The organism is Escherichia sp. WS547 (genome assembly GCF_046486065.1).
Lineage (GTDB): Bacteria > Pseudomonadota > Gammaproteobacteria > Enterobacterales > Enterobacteriaceae > Escherichia > Escherichia coli.
On sequence record NZ_JBJQMA010000026.1, the window covers coordinates 14,892 to 40,089 of the forward strand.

At 51.0% G+C, this 25,198-nt stretch carries 24 protein-coding genes and 1 other RNA gene; 11 read left to right on the forward strand and 14 right to left on the reverse strand.

What is annotated here, in order from left to right; translation table 11 throughout:
- Positions 1-47: 47 nt before the first annotated feature.
- Positions 48-695 carry a multidrug efflux transporter transcriptional repressor AcrR gene (acrR, locus tag ACJHWK_RS19675; RefSeq protein ID WP_000101736.1) on the reverse strand — a complete coding sequence of 216 codons (648 nt, stop codon included), beginning with the start codon at positions 693-695 and terminating at the stop codon, positions 48-50.
- Between the two features lie 141 nt (positions 696-836).
- Between acrR and acrA the strand changes: the two genes are divergently transcribed.
- The 7 genes from acrA to pdeB all read left to right on the forward strand — a co-directional run bounded on the left by acrA (position 837) and on the right by pdeB (position 9,389).
- Positions 837-2,030 (forward strand): multidrug efflux RND transporter periplasmic adaptor subunit AcrA, encoded by a 1,194-nt coding sequence (gene acrA, locus ACJHWK_RS19680; RefSeq protein WP_001295833.1) that lies wholly within the window; start codon positions 837-839, stop codon positions 2,028-2,030.
- 22 nt (positions 2,031-2,052) lie between these two features.
- Positions 2,053-5,202: an efflux RND transporter permease AcrB gene (gene acrB, locus ACJHWK_RS19685; protein WP_001132480.1), complete on the forward strand. Its 3,150-nt coding sequence runs from the start codon at positions 2,053-2,055 to the stop codon at positions 5,200-5,202.
- 545 nt (positions 5,203-5,747) lie between these two features.
- Positions 5,748-6,122, forward strand: coding sequence for an Hha toxicity modulator TomB (gene tomB / locus ACJHWK_RS19690; protein WP_000344800.1), 375 nt, complete (start codon positions 5,748-5,750; stop codon positions 6,120-6,122).
- A gap of 25 nt (positions 6,123-6,147) precedes the next feature.
- Complete coding sequence (locus ACJHWK_RS19695) at positions 6,148-6,366, forward strand: HHA domain-containing protein (RefSeq protein WP_001291435.1); 219 nt, start codon at positions 6,148-6,150, stop codon at positions 6,364-6,366.
- A 171-nt stretch (positions 6,367-6,537) separates the two neighbouring features.
- Positions 6,538-7,089 (forward strand): maltose O-acetyltransferase, encoded by a 552-nt coding sequence (gene maa, locus ACJHWK_RS19700; protein WP_001522034.1) that lies wholly within the window; start codon positions 6,538-6,540, stop codon positions 7,087-7,089.
- A gap of 115 nt (positions 7,090-7,204) precedes the next feature.
- Positions 7,205-7,675 (forward strand): YlaC family protein, encoded by a 471-nt coding sequence (locus ACJHWK_RS19705; RefSeq protein WP_001490888.1) that lies wholly within the window; start codon positions 7,205-7,207, stop codon positions 7,673-7,675.
- Between the two features lie 163 nt (positions 7,676-7,838).
- Positions 7,839-9,389, forward strand: coding sequence for a cyclic-guanylate-specific phosphodiesterase PdeB (gene pdeB, locus ACJHWK_RS19710; RefSeq protein WP_001577872.1), 1,551 nt, complete (start codon positions 7,839-7,841; stop codon positions 9,387-9,389).
- 41 nt (positions 9,390-9,430) lie between these two features.
- Here pdeB and ACJHWK_RS19715 read toward each other — a convergent pair whose 3' ends face one another.
- Together ACJHWK_RS19715 and ffs are read right to left on the reverse strand one after the other, a co-directional pair.
- Entirely contained in the window at positions 9,431-9,784 is a 354-nt protein-coding gene (locus ACJHWK_RS19715) for a DUF1428 domain-containing protein (RefSeq protein WP_000878140.1), read from the reverse strand.
- 119 nt (positions 9,785-9,903) lie between these two features.
- An RNA gene (gene ffs / locus ACJHWK_RS19720) (signal recognition particle sRNA small type) lies at positions 9,904-10,000 on the reverse strand.
- 162 nt (positions 10,001-10,162) lie between these two features.
- On the opposite strand from ffs, the gene ACJHWK_RS19725 reads away from it, so the two are divergent.
- Complete coding sequence (locus ACJHWK_RS19725) at positions 10,163-10,474, forward strand: MGMT family protein (protein ID WP_000409911.1); 312 nt, start codon at positions 10,163-10,165, stop codon at positions 10,472-10,474.
- Between the two features lie 30 nt (positions 10,475-10,504).
- Here the strand turns inward: ACJHWK_RS19725 and ACJHWK_RS19730 are convergent, their stop codons facing one another.
- Entirely contained in the window at positions 10,505-11,077 is a 573-nt protein-coding gene (locus ACJHWK_RS19730) for a YbaY family lipoprotein (RefSeq protein ID WP_000779831.1), read from the reverse strand.
- A gap of 217 nt (positions 11,078-11,294) precedes the next feature.
- Here ACJHWK_RS19730 and tesB point away from each other — a divergent pair, with 217 nt between their 5' ends.
- Entirely contained in the window at positions 11,295-12,155 is an 861-nt protein-coding gene (tesB, locus tag ACJHWK_RS19735; protein WP_001522030.1) for an acyl-CoA thioesterase II, read from the forward strand.
- 49 nt (positions 12,156-12,204) lie between these two features.
- Here tesB and amtB read toward each other — a convergent pair whose 3' ends face one another.
- The 6 genes from amtB to cof all read right to left on the reverse strand — a co-directional run bounded on the left by amtB (position 12,205) and on the right by cof (position 19,045).
- Positions 12,205-13,491, reverse strand: a complete 1,287-nt coding sequence (amtB, locus tag ACJHWK_RS19740) for an ammonium transporter AmtB (RefSeq protein ID WP_000685029.1) — start codon at positions 13,489-13,491, stop codon at positions 12,205-12,207.
- 29 nt (positions 13,492-13,520) lie between these two features.
- On the reverse strand, positions 13,521-13,859 hold the full coding sequence (gene glnK / locus ACJHWK_RS19745) for a P-II family nitrogen regulator (RefSeq protein WP_000780338.1): 339 nt from the start codon (positions 13,857-13,859) through the stop codon (positions 13,521-13,523).
- Between the two features lie 180 nt (positions 13,860-14,039).
- Positions 14,040-15,821 (reverse strand): SmdB family multidrug efflux ABC transporter permease/ATP-binding protein, encoded by a 1,782-nt coding sequence (locus ACJHWK_RS19750; protein ID WP_001256221.1) that lies wholly within the window; start codon positions 15,819-15,821, stop codon positions 14,040-14,042.
- Positions 15,814-17,586, reverse strand: coding sequence for a SmdA family multidrug ABC transporter permease/ATP-binding protein (locus ACJHWK_RS19755; protein ID WP_021516960.1), 1,773 nt, complete (start codon positions 17,584-17,586; stop codon positions 15,814-15,816). Before ACJHWK_RS19755 ends, ACJHWK_RS19750 begins: the two co-directional genes overlap by 8 nt.
- Before the next feature lie 29 nt (positions 17,587-17,615).
- Positions 17,616-18,074 carry a DNA-binding transcriptional regulator DecR gene (gene decR, locus ACJHWK_RS19760; protein ID WP_000884589.1) on the reverse strand — a complete coding sequence of 153 codons (459 nt, stop codon included), beginning with the start codon at positions 18,072-18,074 and terminating at the stop codon, positions 17,616-17,618.
- 152 nt (positions 18,075-18,226) lie between these two features.
- Positions 18,227-19,045 (reverse strand): HMP-PP phosphatase, encoded by an 819-nt coding sequence (gene cof, locus ACJHWK_RS19765; RefSeq protein ID WP_001305489.1) that lies wholly within the window; start codon positions 19,043-19,045, stop codon positions 18,227-18,229.
- Positions 19,046-19,144: 99 nt separating this feature from the next.
- Here cof and ACJHWK_RS19770 point away from each other — a divergent pair, with 99 nt between their 5' ends.
- Positions 19,145-20,845, forward strand: a complete 1,701-nt coding sequence (locus ACJHWK_RS19770; protein ID WP_001522022.1) for an SgrR family transcriptional regulator — start codon at positions 19,145-19,147, stop codon at positions 20,843-20,845.
- A 64-nt stretch (positions 20,846-20,909) separates the two neighbouring features.
- A complete protein-coding gene (gene queC, locus ACJHWK_RS19775) occupies positions 20,910-21,605 on the forward strand; it encodes a 7-cyano-7-deazaguanine synthase QueC (protein ID WP_000817227.1) in 696 nt (231 codons plus the stop codon).
- Between the two features lie 51 nt (positions 21,606-21,656).
- Here queC and fadM read toward each other — a convergent pair whose 3' ends face one another.
- The 4 genes from fadM to hupB form a co-directional block, all read right to left on the reverse strand.
- Positions 21,657-22,055 carry a long-chain acyl-CoA thioesterase FadM gene (fadM, locus tag ACJHWK_RS19780; RefSeq protein ID WP_001522020.1) on the reverse strand — a complete coding sequence of 133 codons (399 nt, stop codon included), beginning with the start codon at positions 22,053-22,055 and terminating at the stop codon, positions 21,657-21,659.
- A gap of 105 nt (positions 22,056-22,160) precedes the next feature.
- Positions 22,161-22,532: a helix-hairpin-helix domain-containing protein gene (locus tag ACJHWK_RS19785; RefSeq protein WP_170886196.1), complete on the reverse strand. Its 372-nt coding sequence runs from the start codon at positions 22,530-22,532 to the stop codon at positions 22,161-22,163.
- A gap of 150 nt (positions 22,533-22,682) precedes the next feature.
- Positions 22,683-24,554, reverse strand: coding sequence for a peptidylprolyl isomerase (gene ppiD, locus ACJHWK_RS19790; protein ID WP_000969372.1), 1,872 nt, complete (start codon positions 24,552-24,554; stop codon positions 22,683-22,685).
- Between the two features lie 191 nt (positions 24,555-24,745).
- The gene (gene hupB / locus ACJHWK_RS19795) at positions 24,746-25,036 is read right to left on the reverse strand and encodes a nucleoid-associated protein HU-beta (RefSeq protein ID WP_254892905.1); all 291 of its coding nucleotides are present in this window, start codon (positions 25,034-25,036) and stop codon (positions 24,746-24,748) included.
- Between the last annotated feature and the right edge of the window lie 162 nt (positions 25,037-25,198).

Sequence of the window (25,198 nt, forward strand, 5' to 3'; positions counted from 1 at the left end):
AGCAACGACGAAAATGTCCAGGAAAAATCCTGGAGTCAGATTCAGGGTTATTCGGTAATGGCAGGGTTACGAAGCGTGGGACACAGGAGATACATCTCCAGTAAGATGGCGACGTAATCGCGGGCTTCTTTTTTAAGATCAAAAGATTGCGGGGCAAAGAGCCAGTTTTCCATCAGGCCGGAAATATAGCCGCGCATAATAATTGCTGCCCGACGCGTCATTAAATCCGCAGGCAACATTTTCGCTTCAATACAATGTTTTAACGTTTGTTCTATACGGTCATAACTTTCCAGACAGAGATTACGTTGTGCCTGTTGCACAACAGCCATTTCTCCGACAAATTCGCATTTGTGGAATATAATCTCCATCAATAATCGACGCCGTTCTTCTGTCACCGTGGATTCAAGAACATGAATTAATATCTCTCTTAATACTGAGAGTGGATCGCCAGGGAATTTTGCCTGATACTCAAGCTCTAGTTCACCAATATTGGATTCTGACAGTTCCCAGATCTCACTGAACAAATCCGACTTGTCTTTAAAATGCCAGTAGATTGCACCGCGCGTAACGCCAGCTGCTTTTGCAATCTCGCCCAGCGAGGTGGATGATACCCCCTGCTGTGAGAAAAGACGTAGAGCCACATCGAGGATGTGTTGGCGCGTTTCTTGCGCTTCTTGTTTGGTTTTTCGTGCCATATGTTCGTGAATTTACAGGCGTTAGATTTACATACATTTGTGAATGTATGTACCATAGCACGACGATAATATAAACGCAGCAATGGGTTTATTAACTTTTGACCATTGACCAATTTGAAATCGGACACTCGAGGTTTACATATGAACAAAAACAGAGGGTTTACGCCTCTGGCGGTCGTTCTGATGCTCTCAGGCAGCTTAGCCCTAACAGGATGTGACGACAAACAGGCCCAACAAGGTGGCCAGCAGATGCCCGCCGTTGGCGTAGTAACAGTCAAAACTGAACCTCTGCAGATCACAACCGAGCTTCCGGGTCGCACCAGTGCCTACCGGATCGCAGAAGTTCGTCCTCAAGTTAGCGGGATTATCCTGAAGCGTAATTTCAAAGAAGGTAGCGACATCGAAGCAGGTGTCTCTCTCTATCAGATTGATCCTGCGACCTATCAGGCGGCATACGACAGCGCGAAAGGCGATCTGGCGAAAGCCCAGGCTGCAGCCAATATCGCGCAATTGACGGTGAATCGTTATCAGAAATTGCTCGGTACTCAGTACATCAGTAAGCAAGAGTACGATCAGGCTCTGGCTGATGCGCAACAGGCGAATGCTGCGGTAACTGCGGCGAAAGCTGCCGTTGAAACTGCGCGGATCAATCTGGCTTACACCAAAGTTACCTCTCCGATTAGCGGTCGCATTGGTAAGTCGAACGTGACGGAAGGCGCATTGGTACAGAACGGTCAGGCGACTGCGCTGGCAACCGTGCAGCAACTTGATCCGATCTACGTTGATGTGACCCAGTCCAGCAACGACTTCCTGCGCCTGAAACAGGAACTGGCGAATGGCACGCTGAAACAAGAGAACGGCAAAGCCAAAGTGTCGCTGATCACCAGTGACGGCATTAAGTTCCCGCAGGACGGTACGCTGGAATTCTCTGACGTTACCGTTGATCAGACCACCGGGTCTATCACCCTACGCGCTATCTTCCCGAACCCGGATCACACTCTGCTGCCGGGTATGTTCGTGCGCGCACGTCTGGAAGAAGGGCTTAATCCAAACGCTATTTTAGTCCCGCAACAGGGCGTAACCCGTACGCCGCGTGGCGATGCCACCGTACTGGTGGTTGGCGCGGATGACAAAGTGGAAACCCGTCCGATCGTTGCAAGCCAGGCTATTGGCGATAAGTGGCTGGTGACAGAAGGTCTGAAAGCAGGCGATCGCGTAGTAATAAGTGGGCTGCAGAAAGTGCGTCCTGGTGTCCAGGTAAAAGCACAAGAAGTTACCGCTGATAATAACCAGCAAGCCGCAAGCGGTGCTCAGCCTGAACAGTCCAAGTCTTAACTTAAACAGGAGCCGTTAAGACATGCCTAATTTCTTTATCGATCGCCCGATTTTTGCGTGGGTGATCGCCATTATCATCATGTTGGCAGGGGGGCTGGCGATCCTCAAACTGCCGGTGGCGCAATATCCTACGATTGCTCCGCCGGCAGTAACGATCTCCGCCTCCTACCCCGGCGCTGATGCGAAAACAGTGCAGGACACGGTGACACAGGTTATCGAACAGAATATGAACGGTATCGATAACCTGATGTACATGTCCTCTAACAGTGACTCCACGGGTACCGTGCAGATCACCCTGACCTTTGAGTCTGGTACTGATGCGGATATCGCGCAGGTTCAGGTGCAGAACAAACTGCAGCTGGCGATGCCGTTGCTGCCGCAAGAAGTACAGCAGCAAGGGGTGAGCGTTGAGAAATCATCCAGCAGCTTCCTGATGGTTGTCGGCGTTATCAACACCGATGGCACCATGACGCAGGAGGATATCTCCGACTACGTGGCGGCGAATATGAAAGATGCCATCAGCCGTACGTCGGGCGTGGGTGACGTTCAGTTGTTCGGTTCACAGTACGCGATGCGTATCTGGATGAACCCGAATGAACTGAACAAATTCCAACTAACACCGGTTGATGTCATTACCGCCATCAAAGCGCAGAACGCCCAGGTTGCGGCGGGTCAGCTCGGTGGTACGCCGCCGGTGAAAGGCCAACAGCTTAACGCCTCTATTATTGCTCAGACGCGTCTGACCTCTACTGAAGAGTTTGGCAAAATCCTGCTGAAAGTGAATCAGGATGGTTCCCGCGTGCTGCTGCGTGATGTGGCGAAAATTGAGCTGGGTGGTGAGAACTACGACATCATCGCAGAGTTTAACGGCCAACCGGCTTCCGGTCTGGGGATCAAGCTGGCGACCGGTGCAAACGCGCTGGATACCGCTGCGGCAATCCGTGCTGAACTGGCGAAGATGGAACCGTTCTTCCCGTCAGGTCTGAAAATTGTTTACCCGTACGACACCACGCCGTTCGTGAAAATCTCTATTCACGAAGTGGTTAAAACGCTGGTCGAAGCGATCATCCTCGTGTTCCTGGTTATGTATCTGTTCTTGCAGAACTTCCGCGCGACGTTGATTCCGACCATTGCCGTACCGGTGGTATTGCTGGGGACCTTTGCCGTCCTTGCCGCCTTTGGCTTCTCGATAAACACGCTAACAATGTTCGGGATGGTGCTCGCCATCGGCCTGTTGGTGGATGACGCCATCGTTGTGGTAGAAAACGTTGAGCGTGTTATGGCGGAAGAAGGTTTGCCGCCAAAAGAAGCTACCCGTAAGTCGATGGGGCAGATTCAGGGCGCTCTGGTCGGTATCGCGATGGTACTGTCGGCGGTATTCGTACCGATGGCCTTCTTTGGCGGTTCTACTGGTGCTATCTATCGTCAGTTCTCTATTACCATTGTTTCAGCAATGGCGCTGTCAGTACTGGTGGCGTTGATCCTGACTCCGGCTCTTTGTGCCACCATGCTGAAACCGATTGCCAAAGGCGATCACGGGGAAGGTAAAAAAGGCTTCTTCGGCTGGTTTAACCGCATGTTCGAGAAGAGCACGCACCACTACACCGACAGCGTAGGCGGTATTCTGCGCAGTACAGGGCGTTACCTGGTGCTGTATCTGATCATCGTGGTCGGCATGGCCTATCTGTTCGTGCGTCTGCCAAGCTCCTTCTTGCCAGATGAAGACCAGGGCGTATTTATGACCATGGTTCAGCTGCCAGCAGGTGCAACGCAGGAACGTACGCAGAAAGTGCTCAATGAGGTAACGAATTACTATCTGACCAAAGAAAAGAACAACGTTGAGTCGGTGTTCGCCGTTAACGGCTTCGGCTTTGCGGGACGTGGTCAGAATACCGGTATTGCGTTCGTTTCCTTGAAGGACTGGGCCGATCGTCCGGGTGAAGAAAACAAAGTTGAAGCGATTACCATGCGTGCAACACGCGCTTTCTCGCAAATCAAAGATGCGATGGTTTTCGCCTTTAACCTGCCCGCAATCGTGGAACTGGGTACTGCAACCGGCTTTGACTTTGAGCTGATTGACCAGGCTGGCCTTGGTCACGAAAAACTGACTCAGGCGCGTAACCAGCTGCTTGCAGAAGCAGCGAAGCACCCTGATATGTTGACCAGCGTACGTCCAAACGGTCTGGAAGATACCCCGCAGTTTAAGATTGATATCGACCAGGAAAAAGCGCAGGCGCTGGGTGTTTCTATCAACGACATTAACACCACTCTGGGCGCTGCATGGGGCGGTAGCTATGTGAACGACTTTATCGACCGCGGTCGTGTGAAGAAAGTTTACGTCATGTCAGAAGCGAAATACCGTATGCTGCCGGATGATATCGGCGACTGGTATGTTCGTGCTGCTGATGGTCAGATGGTGCCGTTCTCGGCGTTCTCCTCTTCTCGTTGGGAGTACGGTTCGCCGCGTCTGGAACGTTACAACGGCCTGCCATCCATGGAAATCTTAGGCCAGGCGGCACCGGGTAAAAGTACCGGTGAAGCAATGGAGCTGATGGAACAACTGGCGAGCAAACTGCCTACCGGTGTTGGCTATGACTGGACGGGGATGTCCTATCAGGAACGTCTCTCCGGCAACCAGGCACCTTCACTGTACGCGATTTCGTTGATTGTCGTGTTCCTGTGTCTGGCGGCGCTGTATGAAAGCTGGTCGATTCCGTTCTCCGTTATGCTGGTCGTTCCGCTGGGGGTTATCGGTGCGTTGCTGGCTGCCACCTTCCGTGGCCTGACCAATGACGTTTACTTCCAGGTAGGCCTGCTCACAACCATTGGGTTGTCGGCGAAGAACGCGATACTTATCGTCGAATTCGCCAAAGACTTGATGGATAAAGAAGGTAAAGGTCTGATTGAAGCGACGCTTGATGCGGTGCGGATGCGTTTACGTCCGATCCTGATGACCTCGCTGGCGTTTATCCTCGGCGTTATGCCGCTGGTTATCAGTACTGGTGCTGGTTCCGGCGCGCAGAACGCAGTAGGTACCGGTGTAATGGGCGGGATGGTGACCGCAACGGTACTGGCAATCTTCTTCGTTCCGGTATTCTTTGTGGTGGTTCGCCGCCGCTTTAGCCGCAAGAATGAAGATATCGAGCACAGCCATACTGTCGATCATCATTGATACAACGTGTAATCACTAAGGCCGCGCAAGCGGCCTTTTTTATGCATAACCGACGAACATTAAGGAGTCATTGAACCACCAACTCAGGATCTCATACGAAAACCAGTATTAACCTCGCATAAAATTCATAAAAAATACTGATTGTTAGTTAATTTATATTAAGTAGCGCTAATAGATTTAATAATCCATAATCATTTAGAGGCTATTCTTAATTATTTGCGGTAATTCTTTATTCATTCCTCGGTTATTACGTCATATTCAGAGCAATCCTGGTATTAGTGTCACCAATTTCATCTGGCGATAATCCTGAAATGTTATGAATAGTTCGAGCAGACTGCTTTTACCTGCTGCGGGTTAGTGCTAGTATGAAAAAATGAGTCCTGTCCCGATTCCTTCCTAATTGTAATTTTTCGTAATAATGCGATGAAAACCTGCAAAGAGTGGCTTATAGTTAAGCTAACAAACGAGAGGGCAAGTCCAGGTCAGTAAGTTTTTTCCATCCCGAAAGGTGTCCGTTAGTTCAACCACTAAGAAGGGGACGCGTTATGGATGAATACTCACCCAAAAGACATGATATCGCACAGCTTAAGTTTCTCTGTGAAACCCTGTATCATGACTGTCTTGCAAACCTTGAAGAAAGCAATCATGGCTGGGTTAACGACCCAACCTCGGCGATCAACCTCCAGTTGAATGAACTGATTGAGCATATTGCGACCTTCGCACTTAATTACAAAATTAAGTATAATGAAGACAATAAGCTCATTGAGCAGATCGACGAATATCTGGATGACACCTTTATGTTGTTCAGCAGTTATGGTATTAATATGCAGGATCTTCAGAAATGGCGGAAGTCAGGTAATCGACTATTCCGTTGTTTTGTCAATGCGACGAAAGAGAATCCTGCGAGTTTATCTTGTTAGAATTATTACAACCATGGGTAGAAGTATGTCCGAAAAACCTTTAACAAAAACCGATTATTTAATGCGTTTACGTCGTTGCCAGACAATTGACACGCTGGAGCGTGTTATCGAGAAAAATAAATACGAATTATCAGATAATGAACTGGCGGTATTTTACTCAGCCGCAGATCACCGCCTCGCCGAATTGACCATGAATAAACTGTACGACAAGATCCCTTCCTCAGTATGGAAATTTATTCGCTAATAAATAATTCGCTTTCGGAGCTATAACCGGCTGTTTATTAAGAATTTTATACTTTTTCGCCATGAAGACGTACCCTATGTGATCTTTATCACACAGATGTAATGGGAACGTTCTCTTCACTGACTTTTCGTCTTACTGTGTTGCCGCATTTTCAGCAACCGGAGGTCAGTAATGAGCACAGAAAAAGAAAAGATGATTGCTGGTGAGTTGTATCGCTCGGCAGATGAGACGTTATCTCGCGATCGCCTGCGCGCTCGTCAGCTTATTCACCGATACAATCATTCCCTGGCGGAAGAGCACACATTACGCCAGCAAATTCTCGCTGATTTATTCGGTCAGGTGACAGAGGCTTATATTGAGTCAACGTTTCGCTGTGATTATGGCTATAACATTTTTCTCGGCAATAATTTTTTCGCCAACTTCGATTGCGTGATGCTTGATGTCTGCCCTATTCGCATCGGTGATAACTGTATGTTGGCACCAGGCGTTCATATCTACACGGCAACACATCCCATCGACCCTGTAGCACGTAATAGCGGTGCTGAACTGGGGAAACCCGTCACCATCGGTAATAACGTCTGGATTGGCGGACGCGCGGTCATTAACCCTGGTGTGACCATTGGTGATAACGTCGTGGTAGCCTCAGGTGCAGTTGTCACAAAAGATGTCCCGGACAACGTTGTCGTGGGCGGTAATCCAGCCAGAATCATTAAAAAATTGTAACCAGCTTTTCGCAACTGTTATGCAAAATTGTGGTAAATCTGTTACTTTCCCTCTACTATTCCCACGTTAAAATAGGGTGTTCCCTGGAAAGTTGCAGATACCACGAAGGCAAACGATGACCGAAATACAACGCCTGTTGACCGAAACAATTGAGTCTCTAAATACCCGCGAAAAACGCGACAACAAACCCCGCTTTAGTATCAGTTTTATCCGTAAACATCCGGGGCTGTTTATCGGTATGTATGTTGCTTTTTTTGCCACCCTGGCGGTGATGTTGCAGTCCGAAACGCTTTCAGGCTCTGTCTGGCTACTGGTTGTATTATTTATCCTGCTTAATGGTTTCTTCTTTTTCGATGTCTACCCACGCTACCGCTATGAAGATATCGACGTGCTGGATTTCCGCGTTTGCTATAACGGCGAATGGTACAACACGCGCTTTGTACCTGCCGCGCTGGTTGAAGCCATCTTGAACTCTCCGCGTGTCGCGGATGTTCAAAAAGAACAACTGCAAAAAATGATCGTCCGTAAAGGTGAATTGTCTTTTTACGATATTTTTACCCTTGCTCGCGCCGAATCAACATCTTAAGTTAGAGTTACATACCAGGCGTAAAGCTCTGCGCCTGGTCAAATGACAACGTTCGTTTCCACCCATCACTTGATGAAATACCGGCTCTACCTCCTTATCTCCTGCCAGCCTTTTTCCACAATCGGATATACTTTCTCTACACTGTGTTAATAAGGATATGCTGGTGAGAACACGACATCTGGTCGGCCTTATTTCGGGAGTACTGATTCTTTCAGTATTGCTGCCTGTCGGCTTAAGCATCTGGCTGGCCCATCAGCAGGTAGAAACATCATTTATTGAAGAGCTGAATACCTATTCCTCCCGCGTCGCTATTCGGGCCAATAAGGTGGCGATACAAGGGAAAGATGCACTGCAAGAGCTGGAAAGATGGCAAGGCGCTGCCTGTAGCGAAGCCCATCTCATGGAAATGCGTCGGGTATCTTACAGTTATCGCTATATTCAGGAAGTGGTTTATATCGATAACAACGTTCCCCAGTGTTCGTCTCTGGAGCATGAAAGCCCGCCCGATACCTTCCCCGAGCCAGGTAAAATTTCGAAAGATGGTTATCGTGTCTGGTTAACATCGCATAACGATTTAGGCATTATCCGTTACATGGTTGCCATGGGAACGGCACATTATGTCGTCATGATCGACCCCGCTTCCTTTATTGATGTCATTCCCTATAGCTCATGGCAAATTGATGCCGCCATTATTGGCAATGCCCATAACGTTGTGATAACCAGCAGCGATGAAATTGCTCAGGGAATTATTACCAGACTACAAAAAACACCCGGTGAGCATATCGAAAATAATGGAATCATTTACGATATCCTGCCCTTCCCGGAAATGAATATTTCGATCATCACCTGGGCTTCAACGAAAATGTTGCAGAAAGGCTGGCATCGGCAAGTCTTTATTTGGTTACCGCTCGGGTTGGTGATTGGCCTGCTGGCAGCGATGTTTGTGCTGCGTATTTTGCGCCGTATCCAGTCACCACATCATCGGCTGCAGGATGCTATCGAAAATCGTGATATTTGCGTGCACTATCAGCCGATTGTCTCCTTAGCCAATGGCAAAATTGTCGGTGCTGAGGCACTGGCGCGCTGGCCGCAGACAGACGGTAGTTGGTTGTCACCAGATAGTTTTATTCCGCTGGCACAGCAAACGGGCCTTTCTGAGCCATTGACGCTACTGATTATAAGAAGCGTCTTCGAAGATATGGGCGACTGGCTGCGTCAGCATCCGCAGCAGCATATTTCGATCAATCTTGAATCCACCGTGCTCACCTCGGAAAAAATCCCGCAATTGCTGCGTGAAATGATCAATCACTATCAGGTTAATCCCAGACAGATCGCGCTTGAACTCACTGAACGCGAGTTTGCCGATCCGAAAACCAGCGCCCCGATAATTTCTCGCTACCGGGAGGCGGGCCATGAAATTTATCTTGATGATTTTGGTACGGGGTATTCAAGTTTAAGTTATTTACAGGATCTGGATGTCGACATTCTGAAGATCGATAAATCTTTCGTTGATGCGCTGGAATATAAAAATGTCACGCCGCATATCATCGAAATGGCAAAAACACTGAAACTGAAAATGGTAGCGGAGGGAATCGAAACCAGTAAGCAAGAAGAGTGGTTACGCCAGCATGGCGTGCACTACGGTCAGGGCTGGCTCTACAGCAAGGCATTACCGAAAGAAGATTTCTTACGCTGGGCCGAGCAACATTTGTGAATTGTAGGGCTGACGGCACGCCGCACAGCCCGTCACGCTACCTATTCGTCGATGATTGACTCGAATCCGCCATAAATCATTCGCTTACCATCAAACGGCATGGACTCGCCGAACTCTTTCATCCGTGGGTCCGACATCATCTTTTGATTAGCAGCGTCGCGGACCTCTTTTGAGGGGTATTCAATCCAGCTAAAGACAACCTCTTCATTCTCTTCAGCTTTTACCGCCATACGAAAATCGGTCACTTTGCCATCCGGTACATCGCTGGCCCAGCATTCGACAATACGAAGCGCGCCAAACTCTTTAAACAATGGCGCAGCCTTAGCAGCCATTTCCCGATAGGCATCCTTTTTATCGGCAGGAACGGCAACCACAAAACCATCAACATACTTCATCAGACATACCTCCGAAGCGTACTGCGCAGCCAGACAATTCTTGCGACGTCAGTTGTGGTTAAAGTTTAGCCATGTTGGGGTTTTTTGACGAAACGGGGGGAGGCAGAAATGGGTGGGGGCCCTGCCAGCTACATCCCGGCACACGCGTCATCTGCCTTGGCTGCTTCCTTCCGGACCTGACCTGGTAAACAGAGTAGCGTTGCGGGAGAACCAACAGAGCCCCCATTGAGAGCGTTGAGAACCAACGCGCAGGCGCATTATCACTGCTGCCCCGGCTAATTGCAACCCATTGCGTGCCGGATGCTGGTTTCTTGCGCAATGCGACTTCACTCGGGCGTTTTTCCAGATTATGCTGAAAAATTACCTCAGGAAGAAAAGATGGAAAAAGAAGATTCATTTCCCCAACGCGTCTGGCAAATCGTAGCCGCTATTCCCGAAGGCTATGTCACCACTTACGGTGATGTGGCGAAACTGGCAGGATCGCCCCGCGCCGCGCGCCAGGTGGGCGGTGTGTTAAAGCGTCTCCCTGAAGGCAGCACCTTACCCTGGCATCGGGTGGTTAATCGCCACGGCACAATTTCGCTAACCGGACCGGATTTACAGCGTCAACGACAGGCATTACTGGCAGAAGGTGTGATGGTATCGGGAAGCGGGCAAATCGACTTGCAGCGTTATCGCTGGAACTACTAACCCTCTCCGGGCGGAGAGGGTTAACTGCGCTTAATATTGCGTAGGAGCTGGAACTGCCGAAGACGGATTCACCTGAGTTGGTGAAGTCGAAGGTACAGTAGTCGTTGCGCCACCGCTGGCCTGAACCGGCACGGCGGTTTGCTGCACCGGCACCAATGTCAGGTCGGCTTTAGTTCCGCCCTGGTTGATCACCGGCTGAACGGTATCGGTAATAAATACCAGTTTGTCATTCACGGTAATCGCCGCACTCAACAGAATACGCGCATTCGGCTGAACATCTGCCGGATTAAATGGCAGAACAAAGCTGAATGGTGACTGTTTGCCTTCGGTACGCACCGCTTTCTGCGCCAGTACTTTTGACGGTGCATCGGCTAACGACGCGTCAGAAAGTGTCACGGTCAGCACAGCATCAGGCGGCAGTGCGACTTTCTGACGGATCCAGACGGTACCGGAGACATTCGGTTGCTGGATAGCAGGTTGTTGTGTTGCTGAAATAGACGTATTTGCCGCCGGTGCTGGCGTCTGAATATCCGCGCTTTTATCTGCGCAAGCCGCCAACGCAATCGCAACCGCTAAACCACTGGCCATGTGCACGAGTTTCATTCACTTCTCCTTATTATCAATGCACCAGCGGGCTAACTTTCCTCGCCGGAAGAGTGGTTAACAAAATAGTAACGTCAACAAGTGTGGCACACATCACGCATTTCTGCCTGTAATTAGCCCGTAATTCAGACCATTGCCCCCATCGGACCAGTGGCAAATTTGCGTTATACTCAACTCACTTTGGCTTGCTGCGGCAGCTTTGTTACTGGAGAGTTATATGAGTCAGGCGCTAAAAAATTTACTGACATTGTTAAATCTGGAAAAAATTGAGGAAGGACTCTTTCGCGGCCAGAGTGAAGATTTAGGTTTACGCCAGGTGTTTGGCGGCCAGGTCGTGGGTCAGGCCTTGTATGCTGCAAAAGAGACCGTCCCTGAAGAGCGGCTGGTACATTCGTTTCACAGCTACTTTCTTCGCCCAGGCGATAGTAAGAAGCCGATTATTTATGATGTCGAAACGCTGCGTGACGGTAACAGCTTCAGCGCCCGCCGGGTTGCTGCTATTCAAAACGGCAAACCGATTTTTTATATGACTGCCTCTTTCCAGGCACCAGAAGCGGGTTTCGAACATCAAAAAACAATGCCGTCCGCGCCAGCGCCTGATGGCCTGCCTTCGGAAACGCAAATCGCCCAATCGCTGGCGCACCTGCTGCCGCCAGTGCTGAAAGATAAATTCATCTGCGATCGTCCGCTTGAAGTCCGTCCGGTGGAGTTTCATAACCCACTGAAAGGGCACGTCGCAGAACCGCATCGTCAGGTGTGGATCCGCGCAAATGGTAACGTGCCGGATGATCTGCGCGTTCATCAGTATCTGCTCGGTTACGCTTCTGATCTTAATTTCCTGCCGGTAGCTTTACAGCCGCACGGCATCGGTTTTCTCGAACCGGGGATTCAGATTGCCACCATTGACCATTCCATGTGGTTCCATCGCCCGTTTAATTTGAATGAATGGCTGCTGTATAGCGTGGAGAGCACCTCGGCGTCCAGCGCTCGCGGCTTTGTGCGCGGTGAGTTTTATACCCAGGATGGCGTGCTGGTTGCCTCGACCGTTCAGGAAGGGGTGATGCGTAATCACAATTAAAAAAATAGCCGGAGGTGAAAACCGTCCGGCTGTTTTTTTGCAGTGCTTGTTACGCGTTATAGGCATTCTCGCCGTGGCTGTTGACGTCCAGCCCTTCTCGCTCTTGTTCTTCCGGCACACGCAGGCCAACCGTCAGATCCGCCAGTTTGTAGCCAATAAATGCCACCACACCGGACCAGACGATCGTAATGGCGATGCTTTCCAGCTGTACCAGCAACTGATGGCCCATCGTCACACCTTCAGCGAAGCCCACGCCACCCAGCGAACTGGCGGCAAAAATCCCGGTCATGATACAGCCGACAATGCCACAAACGCCGTGCACACCGAAGACATCGCAGGGATCATCCACCCGCAGCAAGCGTTTGAGCATGGTAACGCCCCACAAGCCCGCCAGACCAGCTACCACGCCGATAATCAACGCGCCGCCAACCCCAATGTAGCCACAGGCTGGCGTCACGCCGACCAGACCGGCAATCGCGCCTGAACACGCTCCCAGCAGTGAAGGCTTACCACGCAGCGCCCATTCACCGAAGATCCAGCCAAGAATTGCCGCCGCCGTTGCGACCACAGTATTCACAAATGCCAGTGCTGCGATTTCATTCGCCGTGCCCGCTGACCCGGCGTTAAAGCCAAACCAACCGATATAGAGAATGGCAGTCCCGGTGAAGACCATCGGCAGGTTGTGCGGTTTAAACGCCTCTTTGCCGAAGCCCACGCGTTTGCCTATCAGATATGCGCCCACCAGACCGGCGATTGCGGCGTTAATGTGCACCACGGTGCCACCCGCGAAATCCAGTGCACCGTGAGAAGCCAGCAAACCGCCGCCCCAGACCATATGCGCAATCGGAATGTAGGAGAGCGTCAGCCATACCACCACGAAAATCAACACAGCTGAGAAGCGGATTCGTTCCGCCAGTGCTCCAACTATCAAGCCTACGGTAATGCAGGCAAACGATCCCTGAAACGCTACGTGGATATACTGATAAATGCTGCCCATCACCGCCGTCAGTTCGATGTTTTTCAGCATCAGCCAGTTAATGTTGCCGAAGAAGTTGTTGCCCTCACCAAACGCCAGCGAGTAACCGTAAACCACCCAGAGAATACAGACCAGTGCAAACGTCACCGTCACCTGCGTCAGCATCGACAGCACGTTTTTGCCGCGAATCAACCCACCGTAAAACAGGGCAATCCCCGGAATAGTCATAAACAGCACCAGCGCAGTACAGATCATCATAAACGCATTGTCGGCTTTATCGGCCACCGCAGGTGCAGCCATTACCAGTCCCGGCAGCATCGCCAGTGAAGCAAGCCCAGTTTTTATCGTCGCTATCTTCATTTTTCGTTCCTGTTGCTGTGTGCCAGAGATTACAGCGCCGCTTCGTCGGCTTCGCCGGTACGAATACGAATGACGCGTTGCAATTCAGCGACGAAGATTTTGCCGTCGCCAATTTTTCCGGTGTAAGCCGCCTTACTGACGATATCGATCACTTCATCGAGTTGGTCATCAGCAATCGCCACATCAATTTTTACTTTTGGCAGGAAGTTGACGCTGTATTCCGCTCCCCGGTACAGCTCGGCATGCCCTTTCTGACGCCCGAAACCTTTCACTTCGGTGACGGTCAGGCCCTGAATACCAATGGAAGATAACGCTTCACGAACGTCTTCCAGCTTGAATGGTTTGATTATCACGGTCACCAGCTTCATAGATCCCCTCCGGTCAGAATTCGGTAATGGTTCTGCTACACGAAGAAGGTATTGCAAGCGGTGTGCCAGAAATGAAAAACGAGAAAGAGAGCAGGAAGTTAAGAAGATTGAAAATGAAAACGCACTATGACAGTGCACAGTGCGTTACATTTTTGCACCAACGATGAAATATTGCGCTATTCAGGCGCTCAATGATTCCTCTTCACGCACGCTGGCTGCCAGCTCTTCGCCCGCAAGTTGCAGTTGATACATCTGCCAGTAGCGTCCCTGGGCCGCTAGCAGTTGCTGGTGAGTGCCCTGCTCCACGGCTTGCCCACGATGAAGCACCAGAATAGTGTCGGCATCAACAATAGTTGATAAGCGGTGAGCAATCACCACCAGCGTGGTATGCTCACGCACCGCCGCCAGAGCATGTTGAATCGCCTGTTCAGTACCGGAGTCAATGCTGGCGGTTGCCTCATCAAGGATCAGGATTTGCGGCGTCTCCACCAGCACGCGTGCCAGTGCCAGTAGTTGCTTTTGCCCGACGGAGAGATTATTCCCCTGCTCTCCCAGCGGCGTATAAATACCATCACTCATGCTGCGCGCCAGCTCCGCCAGTTGCACGGTTTCCAGCGCCTGCCAGACGCGTTCTTCGGAGATATCACGTCCCAGCGTCACGTTGGCGAGAAAGGTATCCGCCAGCACTACCGGATCTTGCTGCACCATCGCCACGCCCTGACGCAGCGCGCTGTGACTTAACGAACTTAATGGACGACCATCAAGGCGAATCTCACCTTCCGTTAGCGGGTAATAGCCCATCAATAAACTGGCGAGGGTGCTTTTGCCACTGCCGGTATGCCCGACCAGTGCCACAAAGTTACGCGAAGGCACAGAGAGATTAATGTTCTTTAGCACCAGATTGTCATCGCGATAAGCAAATGACACGTTATCGACTTCGATGGTGCCGCTCTGTAACGGGCGATCATCATTGCCATATTGCTGGCGCGGTCCGTCCATCAGTTCAAACACACGCTCACCAGCAACTACAGCCTGTTGCAGCATCGCCTGCTGCGTGGTCAGTTCGATTAATGGTTCGTTAAGTCGCCCAAGATAGCTGATAAATGCATACAACACGCCCACTTCAATGGTGCCGCTGGCGGAGAAGCCAAACAGCATCAACAACCCACAAAGAATGAGCGATGAAAACAGACTCAGCAGCGGACGCAGCAGAAAACCGTCGAGGCGCAGGGTTTGCATCCTCGCCATATAGTGTGAACGACTGGCCTCACCCATACGTTCGCCAAATCGCGACTGCTGACGGAACTGCTGGATAACGCTCATGCCATTGATGATTTCGTTAAAGCCGTCGTTGATATCTGCCAGATAAGCGCGTACACGGCGGACGATCGGCGTGCTGTAACGCTGATATATCACCATTACCACCAGCACCACCGGGAAAATCATTATCGCCACCAGCGCCATTCGCCAGTCGAGGCTGAACATCGCCACCAGCATCGCGCCCACCAGTGCGGCGCTACGCAGGACAGTTGCCACTACGGTAACGTAGAGGTCGCGGATCACTTCAGTGTCATTAGTGACGCGGGAAATCACCTGCCCGACGGGTTGGGTATCAAACTCGCTTAATGGCTGGCGTAACGCAGCATCCATCACGTCGGTACGCAACTGTTGCACTACGCCTACTGCCGCCCGATTAAACAGCAGCGACTGCGCGTAATGTAGCCCGGCGGCAAACAGTTGCAGCCCAACATACGCCGCAGCCAGCCCTGCAACCACTTTCAACGGCAGGTTATTTTTCGCTACCATATTGTCGATAAAATAGCTGATAAGCAGCGGCCCACTGACTTCTGCCGCTGCCGCAACCCACATCATCAGGACCGCAATCCCCAGCGGTTTACGCCACGGCGAACCGTACGCTAACAGACGCTTGAGAGTCGGCCACAGTTGGCTAAAACTACGCATCAACGGCCTCCTCGCGAATTTCCGGAGCGTCGTCGAGCGCCGCCTCCAGTTGTTGATAGCGATACATATCGCGATACCAGCCGCTTTGTTGCGCCAGCTCATCATGATTGCCACGCTGAGCGATATGTCCGTGCTGCATCACAATAATTTCACTGGCTTCCGTCAGTGCCGAATGGCGATGGGCACTGATGATTACCGTTCTTCCCTGCCCCCACTGACGCAGGTTATGCAGGATCTGGTGCTCTGTGCGTCCGTCCACCGCCGAAAGCGCATCATCAAGGATGAGGATTTCCGCGTTGACTAATAACGCACGAGCAATGGAGATACGCTGTTTTTGCCCACCGGAAAGCATCACGCCGCGCTCGCCCACTTCTGTATCGTAACCTTGCGGTAAACGCAAAATATCGTCATGCACGCTGGCTAACCGCGCGACATGCTCAATCTCTTGCTGGGTGGCATTCGGGCAACCCAACGCGATGTTGTTCGCTACGGTGTCGGAAAAAAGGAACGGTGTCTGGCTAACTACCGCCAGGCGGCTACGCCAGCTATCGAGTTGTAACTTCGTCAGAGGAATATCATGAAAGCGGATATCCCCCTCGCTGACGTCGAAATGACGCTGAATGAGCGACAACAGGGTACTTTTGCCGGAACCAGTCGGCCCGCAAATACCCAGCATCTGACCGGGTTTCAGGGCGAAATTGACGTTTTCCAGCGCAGGATGGTCAGTCTGCGGATACGTGAACTGGCGAATATTTACATCCAGTTCGCCACGACCTTCCGGCACGGGTTCGCTACCATCATTCACCACCGGCGCTTCCGCCAGCATCGCGCGAATGCGGCTGTACGCAGCACTACCACGTTCCACTATGTTAAACATCCATGCCAGCGCCAGCATTGGCCAAATCATCAGACCTAAATACATCATAAAACTGGTGAGCTGGCCCAGCGTTAAACTACCCTGCACCACCATCCAACTACCGCCGCCAATCGCCAGCAAGTTCGCCATACCAATCGCGATATAGATGGTCGGGTCGAAACGAGCATCAATACGCGCCACCCGCATGTTTTTTTTGCCGGTATCTTCGGCATCCGCGGCAAATAACGCCGACTGGCGATCTTCCAGACCAAAGGCTTTGATCATACGGATACTGGTGAGGCTTTCCTGGGTGCGGTCATTAAGACTGGAAAACGCCGCCTGTGCCAGCTTAAAGCGTTCATGCAAGGCATCGCCGTTGCGCTTAATCATGATCGCCATCACTGGCATCGGCAACAGGGCAAATAAGGTCAACTGCCAGCTAATTTGCGTAGACATCATAATCAACACAGCGCAGCCCATCACCAGTGAATCCACCAGCGTCAGCACCCCTTCTCCGGCGGCAAACACGACGCGATCGACGTCATTGGTCGCACGAGCCATGAGGTCACCCGTGCGATGACGCAGGTAAAACTCAGGATGCTGCCGGCTTAGCTGACGGTAATAATCTTCACGCAGTTCAACAGCCAGTTGATAAGACGCACCAAACAGCAATACGCGCCAGACGTAACGCAGGAGATAAACCACAACGGCAATCAGCACCATGGTGGCGATCCACATCAGGATCTGCCCGGTAGTAAAGTGTTGTTCTGTCACGCCATCGACAACAATACCAACCACTTTTGGCGGAACCAGTTGCAGCATCGCGATAATGACAAGCAAGGCGACAGCCCCGAGATAGCGACGCCATTCCCGACGGAAATACCAGCTTAATTGAGCAAATAATCGCACGCGTTGTGTCCTGACCTGATTCTGGATATTTATTCGATGGGTAAAGAAGTGGTGTATTTAATCTGTTCCATCGCGAAGCTGGAAGTGACGTCCGACAGCCCCGGCACGCTGTTTACCAGACGCTTATAAAACTCGTCGTAGCGTTTCATGTCGGCAACCTGGACGCGCATCAGATAATCGTATTCACCGGCCATGCGCCAGAACCCCAGCACTTCTGGCATTTCGGTAACCACCGTGACAAAGCGGCAATACCATTCGCTGCTGTGATGTTGCGTTTTTATCAGCACAAAGGCGGTCAGGCCGAGGCCTATTTTTTCCGGATCCAGCAGGGCGACTTTGCCGATAAGGATACCGTCGTCCTCCAGCCGTTTCAGACGCTTCCAGCACGGGGTGGTTGTCAGATTAACGGCTTCAGCCAGTGCCTGCAAAGAGAGGGTGCAATCCTGCTGTAGTAAGGCCAGCAGCTTACGGTCAATTTTATCTAACATAGCCCTTCCACGGAGAATTTTTTTCTCTTTTAATTCTATTTTAAAGGTGAAATCGCGACAATTTATTCTGTGCGGTTTAAACACCACGGCACAAAATGACAAATTCAACGCAAAAAAAACCGGGCAATTGCCCGGTGCTGGAAGGGATCTCGTTATTCGGGGGAATAAGGTAGATGTGGATAGTCCAGCCAGTGCGTCAAATAGTGAGAGACAGCCTGATTTCGGCAATGTCCAATCACCGGTAAATGCGGGAGTTCCGCGCGCAGTTGCGGCATCGCATTGCCCATAATAAAGCCGCTACCGACGCTGCCTAACATTTCGCGATCGTTCATCGCATCACCAAAGGCCATGCAATCGCGCAACGATAAACCTAAATGTTGGGTCAGCACCGTCAATGCTGCGCCTTTATTGCAGCCCACCGGCAGCACTTCGAGGCAATCCGTGGCGGAAAAACATAAATGTGCACGCTCGCCTAATGCTTCGTGTAGCTGGATCTGCAAGCGTGTAAGATCGTCGTGATCGCCACAGAAGCAGATCTTGGTGACGCTGCCGAGTGGCATTTTTTTGACATCGATTATCTGATAACGAAAACCGCTATAGACAAATGCCTGCAACAACGCAGGGATCTCTTTCCCGGTAAACCAACCATCGTCATTGAAGATATGCATGCTGGCTCGGGTATCCCATTGCTGATACAGCACCAGCTCCGCGACATCCGCAGGTAAATCATCACGATGTAAAAGTTCACCTTCCAGAGAATGCACGCGCGTTCCGTTGCCGGTAATCAAATATGCATCCAGCGATAGCGCCCCGAGAATATGCTGCATCTCCAGCGCATGACGCCCCGTGGCAAAAGTGAGGGTAATGTCGCGTTCACGCAGTCGCGCCAAAGTAGAGAGGGTTTTCTCACCTAAATGATGGTCAGGCATCAATAAAGTGCCATCCATATCAAATGCTGCCAGACGAGCCATTTCTTTCTCCACTCTGTGACACGGTTAATGGTGATTGAGTATCACCTGATATATACGGAAGTAATAGTGAATAGTTAAATAATATTGTTCCGGGTTTATATGCGACTGCTCAACCGTCTTAACCAGTATCAACGTCTGTGGCAACCTTCCGCCGGAAAGCCGCAAACCGTCACCGTCAGCGAACTGGCCGAACGCTGTTTTTGCAGCGAACGCCATGTTCGTACGCTGTTACGCCAGGCACAGGAGGCGGGATGGCTGGAGTGGCAGGCGCAGTCAGGACGCGGAAAGCGCGGACAATTACGCTTTCTGGTCACGCCAGAATCGCTACGCAATGCGATGATGGAAAAGGCACTGGAAACCGGAAAGCAGCAAGATGTGCTGGAGCTGGCGCAACTGGCCCCAGGTGAGCTGCGCACTCTGTTACAGCCGTTTATGGGCGGACAATGGCAAAACGATACGCCCACGTTGCGTATTCCCTACTATCGCCCGCTCGAACCGCTACAACCGGGCTTTTTGCCCGGCCGTGCCGAGCAGCATCTCGCCGGACAGATATTTTCCGGCCTGACCCGCTTCGATAATAATACCCAGCGCGCGATTGGCGATTTAGCGCATCACTGGGAAACCTCTGCTGACGGGTTACGCTGGGACTTTTATCTTCGTTCAACCCTACACTGGCATAACGGCGATGCAGTAAAAGCCTCACACTTACACCAGCGATTATTGATGCTGTTACAACTGCCAGCACTGGATCAATTATTTATTAGCGTGAAGCGTATTGAAGTCACCCATCCGCAGTGTCTGACCTTCTTTTTACATCGCCCTGATTACTGGCTTGCGCACCGGCTGGCGAGCTATTGCAGCCATCTGGCGCATCCGCAATTCCCACTGATCGGCACGGGTCCTTTTCGCTTAACACAATTCACAGCGGAGCTGGTGCGCCTGGAGAGTCATGATTATTACCATTTACGTCATCCGCTGCTTAAAGCGGTTGAGTACTGGATAACTCCGCCGCTTTTCGAAAAAGATTTGGGAACCAGTTGTCGGCATCCCGTGCAAATCACCATCGGCAAACCGGAGGAGCTGCAACGGGTCAGCCAGGTCAGTAGTGGCATCAGTTTAGGTTTTTGCTATTTAACGTTGCGCAAAAGTCCCCGACTCTCCCTCTGGCAGGCGCGAAAAGTGATCTCCATTATTCATCAATCCGGTTTATTACAAACGTTAGAAGTCGGAGAAAACCTGATCACCGCCAGTCATGCATTACTGCCAGGCTGGACTATTCCGCATTGGCAAGTACCGGATGAAGTCAAACTACCGAAAACCTTGACGCTGGTTTATCACCTACCGATAGAACTTCATACCATGGCAGAACGCCTACAGGCGACACTGGCAGCGGAAGGCTGTGAACTCACAATTATTTTTCATAACGCAAAAAACTGGGACGACACGACCCTACTGGCACACGCAGACCTCATGATGGGCGACAGATTAATTGGCGAAGCACCGGAATATACTCTGGAGCAATGGCTGCGCTGCGATCCGCTGTGGCCACATGTTTTCGACGCTCCAGCATACGCACATCTACAATCGACACTGGATGCCGTGCAAATAATGCCTGATGAAGAAAACCGATTTAATGCCCTGAAAGCGGTTTTTAGCCAGTTAATGACAGATGCGACGCTGACGCCGCTGTTCAACTATCACTATCGCATTAGTGCCCCTCCCGGCGTGAACGGTGTGCGACTGACACCGCGCGGCTGGTTTGAATTTACCGAAGCCTGGCTTCCCGCGCCGTCGCAATGAATAGCTGGTCCGGGTTAATCGCAGGCGTTACCATAACGCTTTTATTGTTCAAGCAGGATTATCTATGAAACGTGCTGTCGTTGTGTTCAGTGGAGGCCAGGATTCCACCACCTGTCTGGTGCAGGCATTACAACAATATGATGAAGTCCATTGCGTGACGTTCGATTACGGTCAGCGACATCGCGCAGAAATCGACGTGGCACGCGAACTGGCGCTGAAACTGGGGGCACGCGCGCATAAGGTTCTTGATGTAACGCTGCTCAACGAGCTGGCGGTCAGTAGCCTGACGCGTGACAGCATTCCGGTGCCTGATTATGAACCTGAAGCTGATGGCATCCCGAATACGTTTGTCCCTGGGCGTAATATTTTGTTCCTGACGCTGGCGGCAATATATGCGTATCAGGTAAAAGCAGAAGCGGTGATTACCGGCGTCTGTGAAACGGATTTCTCCGGCTACCCGGATTGCCGCGATGAGTTTGTGAAAGCACTAAACCATGCCGTCAGTTTGGGCATGGCGAAAGATATTCGTTTTGAAACGCCGCTGATGTGGATTGATAAAGCGGAAACCTGGGCGCTGGCAGATTATTACGGCAAACTGGATTTAGTCCGTAACGAAACGTTGACCTGCTATAACGGCATTAAAGGCGACGGTTGCGGTCATTGTGCGGCATGTAATTTACGCGCCAACGGTTTGAATCATTATCTGGCCGATAAACCGACGGTGATGGCAGCGATGAAGCAGAAAACCGGGTTGAAGTAATTATTCCGGGTGTCGCCGGATGCGGCTTGAGCATCCGGCACCACAAAACGTTTACTTAATCATCTGCTCCAGCTTTTCGCGCAATTCCCCTTCCAGAGCTAATGCTTTCTGCGTTTTAAGATCAATACAAACAAACGTAATAAGCGCATCCGCTACCACTTGCCCTTCCGGCTCCAGTGTAATGACCTGGCTTAAGATGCCGCTTTTACCGTTTAATTGCTGCAACTGACTGGTAATGGTTAACAGGTCGCTTAATACCGCCGGGCGACGATAGTTAATATTGATATTGACCACGACGAAGGCGATGTTATGGGCCGTCATCCACTGAAAACTGTCGCTATTTTCCAACCCATCCCAGCGGGCTTCTTCGAGAAACTCCAGATAGCGGGCGTTATTAACGTGCTGGTAAACATCGAGATGATATCCACGAACTTTGATTTGTGTTTGCATAGCGCAATAACCTTACGTTGTTTTTATAAAAACTGTTATAAGTACAGAGGTCATAACTGGTATGACCTCTTCAGTCTGGCAAAAAATTGCCACTATGCAAATTAATTACAGGGTTAATACCGCCAGATTACGTTCCACCAGCGAATTGCCCATCCCCGGCACCTGCTTGAGATCCTCCACCGTTTTAAACGGACCGTACTCTTCGCGATAACTGACAATCGCCTGCGCTTTCTTCAGGCCAACGCCATTCATCGCGCGGGCTAACTCTTCCGCGCTGGCATTATTAATGCTGACCCGGGTGCCTTCTTCGTCACTGGCTTTCGCCGGTACTGCTGCTTTACTTTGTGCTGCAGGAGCTTCCGCTTTGGTTTCTACCGTTGTCGGTTTCGTCGCAGGAGCTGCCGCCAGCGCGCTATGAGACATTCCGGCACAAGCCAGAGACAGGGTAATGAGCAGTGCTTTAATTCCGTGTTTCATACTGTTTTCTCCTTGTTTGTTAACAGTGGAATCACCTTAACGGCAGTGAAAACAGTAAACAAATGGCAATGTTCAGAAATGGAAAAGGCCGCGAAAGCGACCTTTTCTTGTTACAGCTGCAAAGCATTTTTTTGCGAGGCGGCTTCAGGATTATTGCTGTTCCAGCGCATCGCCAATTTTGATTTTCGCCTCTTTACGCAGGTTACTCATCAGAGCTTCAAAGACGATTTGTGCGTTGTTCTGGGTGATACCCTGCACCATCGCTTTTTTCTGATCTTCCGGCATTGAACCTTGTTTCACTTCATCCAGCGCCAGCAGAACCACATTACCTTGCATATCGGTCGCCATACCGTAGCTCGGTTTGTCTTTCGCTGGCAGTGGTAGTGCAAACGCCGCCTGGCTAATCGGGTCACGACCGGAACGGCTTAAGGTTTTCGGCTCGCCAAATTTCAGACCGGCAGCCTGCATAGCTTCCGCACCTTTGCCGGCTTTCAAATCAACCAGCAGTTTCTCAGCATCCACTTTCGCCTGTTGTTCAGCTTTGTTGTGCTGAACCAGTGCCTTAACTTGTTCCTGAACATCTGCCAACGGTTTCACCGCTTCCGGTTTGTGCTCGCTGATGCGCAGCACGAATGCGCGGTCGCCATCGACGGTGATGATGTCAGAGTTGATGCCCGGCGCGCCGTTTTCACCTACCAGACCGCCGTTGAAGATAGCGTCGGCAACTGGCTTGAAGTTCAACTCTTCCGGCAGGTTATCTTTGCTGAACCAACCCGTCTGAGTGGCTTTAACGCCGGCAGCTTGCTCTGCACCGGCCAGAGACTCGGTGTCGTTGCTTGCCGCATCGCTCACTTTCTGCTGCAGCGCGTAGTACGCATCGAGGGCTTTTTCGTGTTTCACTTTCGCCGCAATGTCGTCACGTACTTCGTCTAACGATTTCACTTTCGCTGGCTGAATGTCGTCCAGACGTACAATCAGGAAACCGACCGAAGATTTGATAACACCAGACAGTTGGCCTTTTTCTTTCAGACCCGCATTTTTCAGTTCGTCCGGGATAGTGGCATCTTCTAACCAACCCATATCACCGCCGTTACGGGCAGAGATAATATCGGCAGATTTTTCTTTGGCTAATGCAGCAAAATCACCGCCCTTATTCAGCTCATCAAGTACCGCTTTCGCTTCATCTTCAGTTTTGGTCTGGATGATGCTGTAACGGGTACGCTGCGGCTGGGTGAATTGATCCTGATGCTGATCGTAGTAGCTCTGGATATCCGCATCGCTAACCGGTTGCTGCATCGTTGCGGCATCCAGCTTGATGTAACTCACGCGGAATTGTTCCGGCGTCATGAAATTGTTTTTGTTTTGTTCGTAGTAGCTGGCAATTTCCTGTTCGGTCACAGGCTGCTTCGCCGCCAGCGCGTTAACATCGATAGTCGCTTCACGCACCACGCGTTGTTGAGCTACCAGTGCCGCCAGCTCGTCGGTTTCACCTTTCAGCATAAAATCGGTACCGGCAACGCCGTTAATCAGCTGTTGGGTAGTGAGCTGGTTACGCAGCGCCTGGGCGTACTGATCGGCGGTCATCCCCATCTGGTTGAGGATACCGTTATAGCGGCTGTTATCAAATTTGCCGTCAACCTGGAAGGCTGGGGTCGCGAAAATCGCCTGTTTAACCTGCTCATCGCTGATACCCAGTTTCAGTTCACGAGCGTACTGATCCAGCAGCGCCTCGTCGATCAGACGATTCAGCACCTGTTGACGCAGGGTTTTCATATAGCCTTCGTTCGCTGCAAGCTCAGAGTATTGATCGCCCAGCTGTTGCTGCATGCGATTACGCTCGCTGTTGAAGGCATTCTCGAATTGCCCACGGCTGATTTCCTGGTCATTCACTTTTGCGGCGTAGTTATTGCCTCCGCCAATCAGGTAACCACTCACGCCGGTCAATATGAACGACACGATAATGATACCGAAAATAATCTTGAGCACGAGACTGTTTGCAGCCGTGCGTAAGCTGTCCATCATGGTGTAACAACACTCCGCTGTAGATGACTGTGTACCTCACGCAACGTATCGATGCGCGCAAAGGCCTATTGTGACAAGAAACGGGGGCAATTGTCAGCCCACAAGACGCAGAAAGTCACCGAATACAAATAAAAAAGGCACATCAGTAGATGCGCCCTTGAACTTCGTCACATCCCCACTGGGGACAACGCTTAGTTTACCGCGTCTTTCAGTGCTTTACCTGCACGGAAGCTCGGTACTTTAGCAGCAGCGATGGTGATCTCTTTACCGGTCTGCGGGTTGCGGCCAGTACGGGCAGCACGCTCTTTAACGGCAAAAGTACCAAAACCTACCAGTGCTACATCATCCCCTTCTTTCAGAGATTCAGTTACGGAAGCAATAATAGCATCTAACGCACGGCCAGCCGCAGCTTTAGAGATATCAGCCCCTGCAGCAATCTTGTCGATCAATTGAGATTTATTCACTCTTCTCTTCCTCTTTATAATTTATATCGCACTTGAATCCTTCAAGGTACGAACGCGCAGCAGTTATATCAGGCCAGCCATCCCCTTACAACACCCCTTAATAAGGGCAAGCCCGATCCGCCATCTAACTTAGCGAGACAAAAAAAGGCTGGCAAGCCCGAATTAGCCTGCCAGCCCTGT